The sequence below is a fragment of the Barnesiella sp. CU968 genome (assembly GCF_905219685.1).
In the GTDB taxonomy this organism is placed as follows: Bacteria; Bacteroidota; Bacteroidia; order Bacteroidales; family Muribaculaceae; genus Lepagella; species Lepagella muris_A.
In genome coordinates this window covers 1-9,085 of sequence record NZ_CAJMXD010000089.1, presented here as the reverse complement: position 1 = coordinate 9,085, position 9,085 = coordinate 1, and the positions used below count along the sequence as shown (strand labels likewise).

The following is a 9,085-nucleotide window of genomic DNA, read 5'->3' as shown; positions in this document are numbered from 1 at the left end:
GCCTTCACGATGTCATATGTCTGGAAAGCTATGCCTTCAAGCGCGGCACGGGCTATATGGGCTGTGGTTGTGCCACGCGAGATTCCGGTAATCATGCCTCTTGCCTCCGGATCCCAGTATGGAGCGCCGAGACCTGTGAGGGCAGGCACAAAATACACTCCGTCTGTATCGGGCACTGATGCCGCCAGTTTCTCGACATCCGAGGAGCAGGCTATGCACTGCATATTGTCGCGCAGCCACTGGACCACCGAACCTCCCACAAAAATCGAACCCTCAAGAGCATAATTGACAGTATCCCCTATTTTCCAGGCGATAGTGGTCAGAAGACGGTTCTTTGACAGGATAGGCGTGGTTCCGCTGTTCATAAGAAGGAAGCAACCGGTTCCGTACGTATTCTTTACCGAACCCGGTTCGACACACATCTGTCCGAACAGAGCAGCCTGCTGGTCTCCGGCGATTCCGGCAATCGGAACATTATGGGCGAATATAGTGGTGGTTGTATGACCGTAAACCTCGCTCGACGACTTCACCTCAGGCATCATGGAGCGCGGAATGCCGAAATAGTCGAGAAGCTCCTGATCCCATTCGAGAGTATTTATATTGAAAAGCATTGTACGCGAAGCATTGGATACATCCGTCACATGCACATCTCCGCGTGTGAGTCTCCACACAAGCCAGGAATCGACTGTCCCGAAAAGCAGTTTTCCCTCCTCGGCACGTTTGCGGGCACCGGGAACATTGTCAAGAATCCATTTTATTTTCGTAGCACTGAAATAAGCGTCGATTATAAGACCCGTTTTTTCACGTATCTTTTCCTCCATACCATCCTCTATCACTTTGTTGCAATAATCGGACGTTCGCCTGTCTTGCCATACTATGGCGTTATAGATAGGCTCTTCTGTGTCACGATCCCAGACAATGGTTGTTTCACGCTGGTTTGTAATACCTATCGCCTCTATATTTTTGCCGTTGATGTCGATAGACGAGATAGCCTCTGCAATCACCGAAGCCTGAGAAGCCCAGATCTGATGCGGGTCATGCTCCACCCATCCCGAATGAGGAAAGATCTGAGGAAATTCCTTCTGAGCCACAGCACGTATTGAGCCGCTACGGTCGAATACTATTGCACGGGAGCTGCTTGTTCCCTGATCAAGTGATAGGATGTACTTTTGAGAGTCCATAGTATTTAGTATTAAATGTGAGTTTTCAAGTTGTTCTGAATGAAACTGCCGAGAGTCAATTCGTGAACTAATTCAAACTGTTATCAAGACGGATGATTAAGGTCATTTATGCCATTAGGGACAATAAGTCTGTAAAAACACTCAGATCTTAAGGTATCTTATCTTATAAATTTCATATCAGCCCGGCTGTTATCCACTGTCAATATCACGTCGGCACCTTCGATAACCGGCATATTATGCGGGAAATGACCTACCGGCATACCATATGCCACCGGAAATCCGGATATTCCGTTGTTCTCCAGAAAGCGTTCTATCATACGTTCCATAGACAGATGGTTCCTGTCGGAAGAAGTTTCCGTAAACTGTCCTACCGCAAGTCCCTTCACTCTTGAAAACACGCCTTGCAGATAGAGTCTATATAAGATACGCTCAACCTTATAAATAGGTTCAGCAATATCTTCAATAAATAACACACAATCTTCCTCTTTTGTATCATTGAGGATGTCGAAAGGTGTTCCCGCGAGTCCGTCGAGCACCGCAAGATTTCCTCCTGTCAGTTTTCCTGATGCAGTTCCGGGGCGGTTAGACGGCATTGATTCGGATTCCTCATGTCCGAATGAGTAACCGGACAGAGTTCCGTTTTTCAGAATATCCATCACCGCGCGTCCGCCTTCGTGCCTGTCGTTGAAATCACGCGCCATAGGTCCGTGTATTGAGACGACTCCACACCTGAGCGAGAATGCGTGCAAAGCGGAAATATCCGAAAAACCTACAAGCCATTTCGGATTTTCCCTGAAAAGCGACTCAGGTATATGAGACAACAGATGAACGGCGCCATATCCTCCACGCGAACATAAAACGGCTTTCACATCAGGCATCTGCCATGCCGACAGCAGATCCGACAGTCTGTCTTGCATCGAGGCGGCATAACTGCCGCATGCCGGACCCTTCGCATGAGGCATTACAACCGGCACGAAGCCATTCTGCCCGATATAGGCTGCGGCACTGTCGATAAAAACCGGATTCACCACGGATGCGGGAGAAATTATGGCGACCTTGTCACCCTCCTTCAACGTTTCAGGATAAATCATACAGACTGTATTGAGGTTATTATTCGTATCCCTGAACTTTTATCCCCGCTTCCCTTATCACGGAGGCTATGCGGTCAAGTTCCTCCTTGCCGACCTTCACAAGGTTCTCCTCAGGAGTAGATCTGTCTATACTGTAGATCATCACCTCCTTAGGCCTTATGCGCCTGTAAGCGTCAACAAGAGCGTCTATTTCCTCCTGTGTGGTATTGTCAATCCTTCTGCCGCAGTGCTCACCTCTGAGCAGCATGGTCTGTATTATACCGGTCCCACCGAACTGACACAGCGATTCCACAACCCGCTCCACGGTAAAATCCTTTGAGGCGGGACGATCTATCAGCCGCATCGTATCTTCCACCGCCGAATCGAGCTTAAGTATATTGTTGTCAACACGTTTCAGAGCTTCGGCAGTCGCTGGATCAAAAATGCGGGTAGCGTTTGTAAGCACCGACACCTTCGCCTGCGGATAATACTTGTCGCGGAGTCGCAAAGTGTCTTCTATGATTTCCGGAAATTCCGGATGCAACGTAGGCTCTCCGTTTCCGGAGAATGTTATCACATCAAGGGGATCTCCTGCAAGCCGCATGGCGTTCAGTCTGTTTTCGAGCGACTGCGCCACAGTCTCGCGCGGCGGCAGACCCGTAGAGCCCGTGCCTTGCGCATTATAACCCGCCTCACAATAGAGGCAATCGAATGAACACACTTTTCCGTCGTCAGGCATAAGGTTGATACCTAACGACACACCCAGTCTACGGCTGTGTATAGGTCCGAATACCGTGGAATGAAACAATACGGTCTGTTCTTTTCCCATATAATTATAATATCATTTTTTTCCGGTGAGAAGACTCTTGAGATCATGCAGAGTGGTCAGAGCCTGCAGCGGTGTGAGGTTATCTATGTTTATTCCCAGAAGACGGTCGCGTATCTGGCTGAGCAGAGGGTCATCAAGCTGGAAGAAAGAGAGCTGGTAACCGTCTCGGGCTTTCCCGATATCCTTCATGTCACCCTTCCCCTTGATTTTTCCATCCTGACTGTCATTATCATTTTTAGAGCCCTCCTCCAGACGCGACAGAACCTGGTCCGCACGTTTCACGATCGAAGGGGGCATGCCTGCGAGTTTAGCCACATGAATACCGAAGCTGTGGGCGGATCCGCCCCTTTCGAGTTTTCGCATGAACACGACCTTACCTTTGATTTCCTTCACCGACACATTGTAATTCACGATACGCTTGAATGTTTTCTCCATCTCGTTCAGCTCGTGATAGTGTGTGGCAAAAAGCGTCTTAGGTCTGAAATGCCCGTTTTCATGTATATGCTCCACAATTGCCCAGGCGATGGAAATGCCATCGTAAGTCGAGGTTCCGCGTCCGAGTTCATCGAAAAGCACCAGCGACCGGTTGCTCATATTGTTGAGAATTGCCGCAGCCTCGTTCATCTCGACCATGAATGTGGACTCACCTGATGAAATATTGTCGCTTGCCCCCACGCGTGTGAAGATTTTATCCACAAGACCGATATGCGCCGCCTCCGCAGGCACAAAAGAACCGATCTGGGCAAGGAGCACGATAAGAGCCGTCTGGCGCAGCAATGCTGACTTACCGCTCATGTTGGGACCGGTTATCATAAGAATCTGATGACCGTCGGAATCGAGTTCCACACTGTTGCTGATGTATGGCTCGCCCGGAGGGAGACGGCGTTCGATTACCGGATGTCGCCCCTCGGTGATGGAGATTTTCAGCGAATCGTCGACCACCGGACGCACATAACGGTATTCCTCCGCTGTTCTTGCCATGGATAAGAGACAGTCGACCGTAGCCGTGGCAATAGCGTTTCTCTGTATGCGTGGAATAAATGTCAAAGCACCCTGCACAAGCTCCGCGAAAAGTCTGTTTTCTATAGCCGATATCTTTTCTTCGGCACCGACTATCTTTTCCTCATATTCTTTCAGTTCCGGCGTAATGTACCGCTCCGCGCTCACCAGAGTCTGCTTGCGAATCCATGTTTCAGGCACTTTGTCCTTGTGTGTGTTACGTACTTCTATATAATATCCGAACACATTGTTGAAGGCAATCTTCAGCGATGGTATTCCTGTAAGCTCACTTTCGCGGTCCCGTATCTCTTCCAGAGCACGTCGGGAATTGGCATGCAGCCCGCGGAGTTCGTCAAGCTCGGCATCGACACCGGCAGCTATGGCATTCCCCCTCCCCAACTGGTTTGGCGCGTCATCCACAATCACACGGGCTATAGTCTCGTAAAGCTGCGAAGTATCGCTCATTTCCCGCGACATCCCGACAAACACCTCCGAACCGGATTCCGACAGCACATTCCTCAGAGTGTCTGCCGCCCGCAGAGAATCGCGCAACGAGACAAAATCCCTCGGACCTATTCTATTGGAAGCCAGTTTCGCCATAAGTCTCTCAAGATCTCCGACGCGCCTGAGAGCCTCCTCGCATCTGTCGCGACACGCCACATCACGGAAGAAATACTCCACGGCATCCTGACGCCGCGTTATCTCCTCAATATCCAGCAGCGGAAACGATACCCACGACCTCAGCTTGCGTCCACCCATGGGGGTGACCGTCTTGTCGATCACCTTGAGAAGCGAGAGCCCCTCTTCCGCCAGAGGATTAAGAAGCTCAAGATTGCGTATCGTGAATTTGTCGAGTCTCACGTACCGGTCGCCGTCGATTCGTGCAAGCGAAGTTATATGCGAGATATTGGTGTGCTGGGTGAGGTCGAGATAATACAGCAGACTGCCCGCCGCCACAACCGCCTCATGCATGCCGTCCACACCGAATCCCTTGAGCGATGCCGTGCCGAAATGCTTTACGAGGCGTTCATTTGCCGCATCGGAGGTGTATACCCAGTCTTCAAGTTCGAAGACACTGCATTTGTGCGAGATATTCTCTTCGCAGAACTGTCGAGTGCCATGCATGCGCAGCAACTCCTTCGGAGCGATATTCGCTATCAGTTTGTCAACATAATCCTTGTCTCCCTGCGCACAGAGGAACTCTCCGGTAGAAAGGTCGAGAAACGCCACCCCGACAGAAGACTTGCTGACATGTATGCCGGCAAGGAAATTGTTTTCGCGCGGCCGCAAGGTATTGTCGTTCAGATTGACGCCTGGAGTGACAAGCTCCGTTATCCCCCTTTTCACGAGCTTTTTGGTGAGTTTGGGGTCTTCGAGCTGTTCGCATATCGCCACACGCTTGCCCGCCCTTACGAGTTTCGGGAGATACGAATCGAGTGCATGATGCGGGAATCCGGCAAGCTCCACATATGCCGCCTTTCCGTTGGCACGCCTGGTGAGTGTGATTCCAAGAATCTCACTTGCCGTTATCGCGTCTTCCGAGAATGTTTCGTAAAAATCGCCCACTCTGAAAAGAAGAACCGCATCGGGATGTTTCTTTTTCATCTCGATATATTGTGTCATCAAAGGGGTCTCAGCTATTTTTGCCATTTAAGGAAACAGTTTTAAAATTTGCCGCGCGTAGAAATCATGAGCGCGTTTTCAATGAGGAAAGATATTCAGCATCCACACCGCCATGCCCACATATATAAGGAGACCGACCACATCGTTGGTGATCTGGATGAAAGGTCCTGTGGCGAGAGCCGGGTTGACTTTCAGTTTTTCGAGTGTCAGAGGCACGAGGGTACCGAAAACCGTTGCGAAGATAACCACACAGAACAGAGACGCCGAGACAGCGAAACAGAGCGCATAGTCCCCCGGTTCGGTCAGCATCGTGTATGCAAGCACCACGGCGGATATGACGACAGCGTTGATTATCGCCACTCTCAGTCCGCGCCAGATCTGGTTCCAGAACTCCTTCAACTCAAGACGTCCGTTCGCCAGACCCTGCACCACAATCGCCGAAGCCTGCACACCTACATTTCCTCCTGTTCCTCCGATAAGAGGGATAAAGAAGGCAAGTGCAGTCACAGCAGCCAGCTGGGATTCGAATCCACCGAGAATCACGGAATTCACGAGACCGCCGATGATGCCGATCAGAAGCCACGGCAACCGCGCCTTTGTCTGAGCCCATACCGAGTCATCGGCATCGATGTCGGAGGAGATACCTGAAGCGAGCTGGAAATCCCTCTCGCTCTGCTCGCGCACCTCATCCATCACGTCATCGACAGTAATCTGTCCTACAAGCCGACCGATGCTGTCTACGACCGGCATTGCCACAAGGTCGTATTTCTCGAAATCTATAGCCACATCCTCAATCGGCATGTCGGCTTTCACCGACACCGGATCTGTCTCCATCACATGTTTGATTCTGGAGACAGAAGGATGCGTAATCATCTTCTTGAGAGGAAGCACCCCCTTGAGGCGTCCGTCGTCATCTACGACATACACATTATAAATGTCGTCAAGATCTTCCGCCTGATGCCGCATCTCCTTCAGGCAGTCGGGCATCGAAAGATTCTCGTTTACCTTTATGAGTTCAGTACCCATAAGACCGCCGGCGGTATCCTCGTCATACTGGAGGAGATCCACGATGTCGCCCGCCTGCTCCATGTCCTCGATATTGAGGATGACCTCTTCGCGGTCTTCCTCGTCGAGTTCCTGAATAAGGTCTACGGCATCATCGGTGTCGAGCAGGTCTATGAAATGACCGATCTGCTCCGGATCCATATTCTCAAGGAGTTTCTTGCGATCCTCCTCGTCGAGTTCCATAAGGACATCGGCTTTCTTCTCCTTATCGTCTATAAGGTTGAATGCCCATTCAGCCTCTTTTATGTCAAGGCTCTGGAAGAGTTCTGCGATATCCGCTGGATGAAGACCGGAGAACGCATTGCGTGCCCCCACTTCATCGCCATGCTCGATCATCTCTTCGATAAGCTCTATATCTTTTTCATTCAAATCTTTCACTTCTCTTGTCAGCTGTTGGAAGTTAATAGCAGTCAAAAATTAATAATGGAAAGAGGAGCCGCCGAGAAATTCCCTCAACAGAGACGTGGGGGGCACCTGTTCCGCCGGAATAGCCTTGAAAAGATCAAGGAATTTCAACAGGCGGTTAGCCTCCGCATATTGCTTCTGTCCGTGTGGGACACCACGCAACAATGGCTCCGCATAATCCTTCATCACTCCCAGTTCAAAGATGAGTGAGGAATTGAAAGTGGCGTCGGCATTCTCGGCAAACGGGAAAATCCACGTTTCCTCCCCACGGCGCACGCTCGGCCATCTGCGGAGCGTCTCCTCTGCCGGGATATGCCTGTATTTATGGTCACGCACCATGCGCCGCAACAAACGGTTGTCGGAAGTCGATATCCAGTTATGGTCATCAATGCGCAATGTGGTAAGTGCCGAAACATATATTTTATAAAGATGCCTCGGGTCTATCGTTCCTGTCAGCTCGGGATTGAGACCGTGAATGCCTTCTATAATCAACACATCGTTGGCGTCGAGACGCAACGGCCGGTGAGTTTCCACACGCTTTCCGAGTTCAAAACTATATGTCGGCAAATTTATCTCTTCACCGTCGAGAAGACGTTTGAGGTCAGAGTTGAACCGTTCCAGATCGAGGGCATACAGGCTTTCGAAATCATAGTCGCCCGTATTTTTGTCACGCGGAGTGTTGACCCGGTCGACGAAATAATCATCGAGCGAAATCATCTTGGGCACAATAAGATTCGTCATAAGCTGAATAGCCAGACGCTTGCATGAAGTAGTCTTGCCAGAAGACGAAGGACCTGCTATCAGCACAATTCCCGCGTCCCCGCGACTGCGTCTCTCGGCAATCTCGTCACTGATACGCCCGAGCAGTTTGTCATGCATTGCCTCCGCCACGTTTATGAGGTCAGAGGTCTGTCGTTTCTCCACAGCCATGTTCAACTCGCCGACATTCGACACCCTTATGACTTTATTGAATTTCAGATGCTCCGTGAAGGCGTGATACATTTTCTCCTGCATTATTGGTATTGCAGGAGAGTCCGGGTTATCACTGTCGATACCCAGAAGCAGAAACCCGCTCTTATAGGGACGCAGGTCGAAAACACTCAGATGACCCGACGAAGGGGCAAGCGGCATATAATATGAATCCGCCGTGTCCCCCAATGTATAGAATGCGGTGTAGAGATGGTTTACGGTCTCAAGAAGCCTGACCTTGTTTTCAAGTCCCTCCTCCCGGAAAATTTCAATCACCTCCTCCGTCGGCTTCTCCTTCCTCTTGAACGGCAGGTCCTGAGCCACAGTCTGCAGCATATCCTCCTTTATCCGTTCAACCCCATCCTCGTCAATATGGAACGAATGCCCCGAACCGTCAATCAAGCGGCAATAGTAGCCCCTTGAAATCGAAAGCTCGATCCTCAGTCTCAACCCCGGATACAGTTCCGACACCGTCTTATACAACATCATGCATAACGAGCGTATGTATATGTCGCGGCCTATCGCCGAGCATGCCGGCAGGAACTCTATGCGCTTCGGAGAAAAGAGGGGATAGCTGAGCGCCTCCGCCTTGTTGTTGACCAAAGCGCATATGGGCTTGAAACCGAGTTCGTGCTCCAGCATCGCCGCAACTTCGAGAAGAGAGGTTCCTCCGGCAACTTCTAAGTTGGCGGCAGTGTTATCACAGAAGATTTTTATAGTATTCATGACGAAATATAGGGAGAGAATGATGCGTTTATTGCAAAATTAATAAAATATTTTGTGAAATTTTGGCTAAATCAAAAAGAATTATTACCTTTGCACTCGCAAAGTATGCTCACACCATCAAATTATTGATGAAAAAAGAGCACAGTTGCATACCGTGGCCCATTCGTCTATCGGTTAGGACGAGAGATTTTCATTCTCTAAAGAGCAGTTCGACTCTG

The 9,085-nt window shown here is 50.2% G+C and carries 6 protein-coding genes; all 6 read right to left on the bottom strand.

What is annotated here, in order from left to right:
- Positions 1-1,181 (bottom strand): glycerol kinase GlpK (gene glpK, locus JX312_RS05235; RefSeq protein ID WP_204457284.1); only part of this gene is annotated, 1,181 nt, incomplete at its 3' end.
- Positions 1,182-1,339: 158 nt separating this feature from the next.
- A complete protein-coding gene (locus JX312_RS05230) occupies positions 1,340-2,272 on the bottom strand; it encodes an LD-carboxypeptidase (protein ID WP_204457283.1) in 933 nt (310 codons plus the stop codon).
- Positions 2,273-2,291: 19 nt separating this feature from the next.
- Positions 2,292-3,080, bottom strand: a complete 789-nt coding sequence (locus JX312_RS05225) for a radical SAM protein (protein ID WP_204457282.1) — start codon at positions 3,078-3,080, stop codon at positions 2,292-2,294.
- 12 nt (positions 3,081-3,092) lie between these two features.
- On the bottom strand, positions 3,093-5,729 hold the full coding sequence (gene mutS, locus JX312_RS05220; RefSeq protein ID WP_204457281.1) for a DNA mismatch repair protein MutS: 2,637 nt from the start codon (positions 5,727-5,729) through the stop codon (positions 3,093-3,095).
- Positions 5,730-5,780: 51 nt separating this feature from the next.
- A complete protein-coding gene (mgtE, locus tag JX312_RS05215) occupies positions 5,781-7,136 on the bottom strand; it encodes a magnesium transporter (protein WP_164916480.1) in 1,356 nt (451 codons plus the stop codon).
- Positions 7,137-7,184: 48 nt separating this feature from the next.
- Positions 7,185-8,867, bottom strand: coding sequence for a nucleoside kinase (locus tag JX312_RS05210; protein WP_204457280.1), 1,683 nt, complete (start codon positions 8,865-8,867; stop codon positions 7,185-7,187).
- Positions 8,868-9,085 lie beyond the last annotated feature (218 nt).

What these genes read in the sequence shown, in the direction of transcription:
- JX312_RS05210 (WP_204457280.1), bottom strand. Translation starts at nt 8,867, where the DNA reads ATGAATACTATAAAAATCTTCTGTGATAACACTGCCGCCAACTTAGAA.
- mutS (WP_204457281.1), bottom strand. Translation starts at nt 5,729, where the DNA reads ATGGCAAAAATAGCTGAGACCCCTTTGATGACACAATATATCGAGATG.
- JX312_RS05225 (WP_204457282.1), bottom strand. Translation starts at nt 3,080, where the DNA reads ATGGGAAAAGAACAGACCGTATTGTTTCATTCCACGGTATTCGGACCT.
- JX312_RS05230 (WP_204457283.1), bottom strand. Translation starts at nt 2,272, where the DNA reads ATGATTTATCCTGAAACGTTGAAGGAGGGTGACAAGGTCGCCATAATT.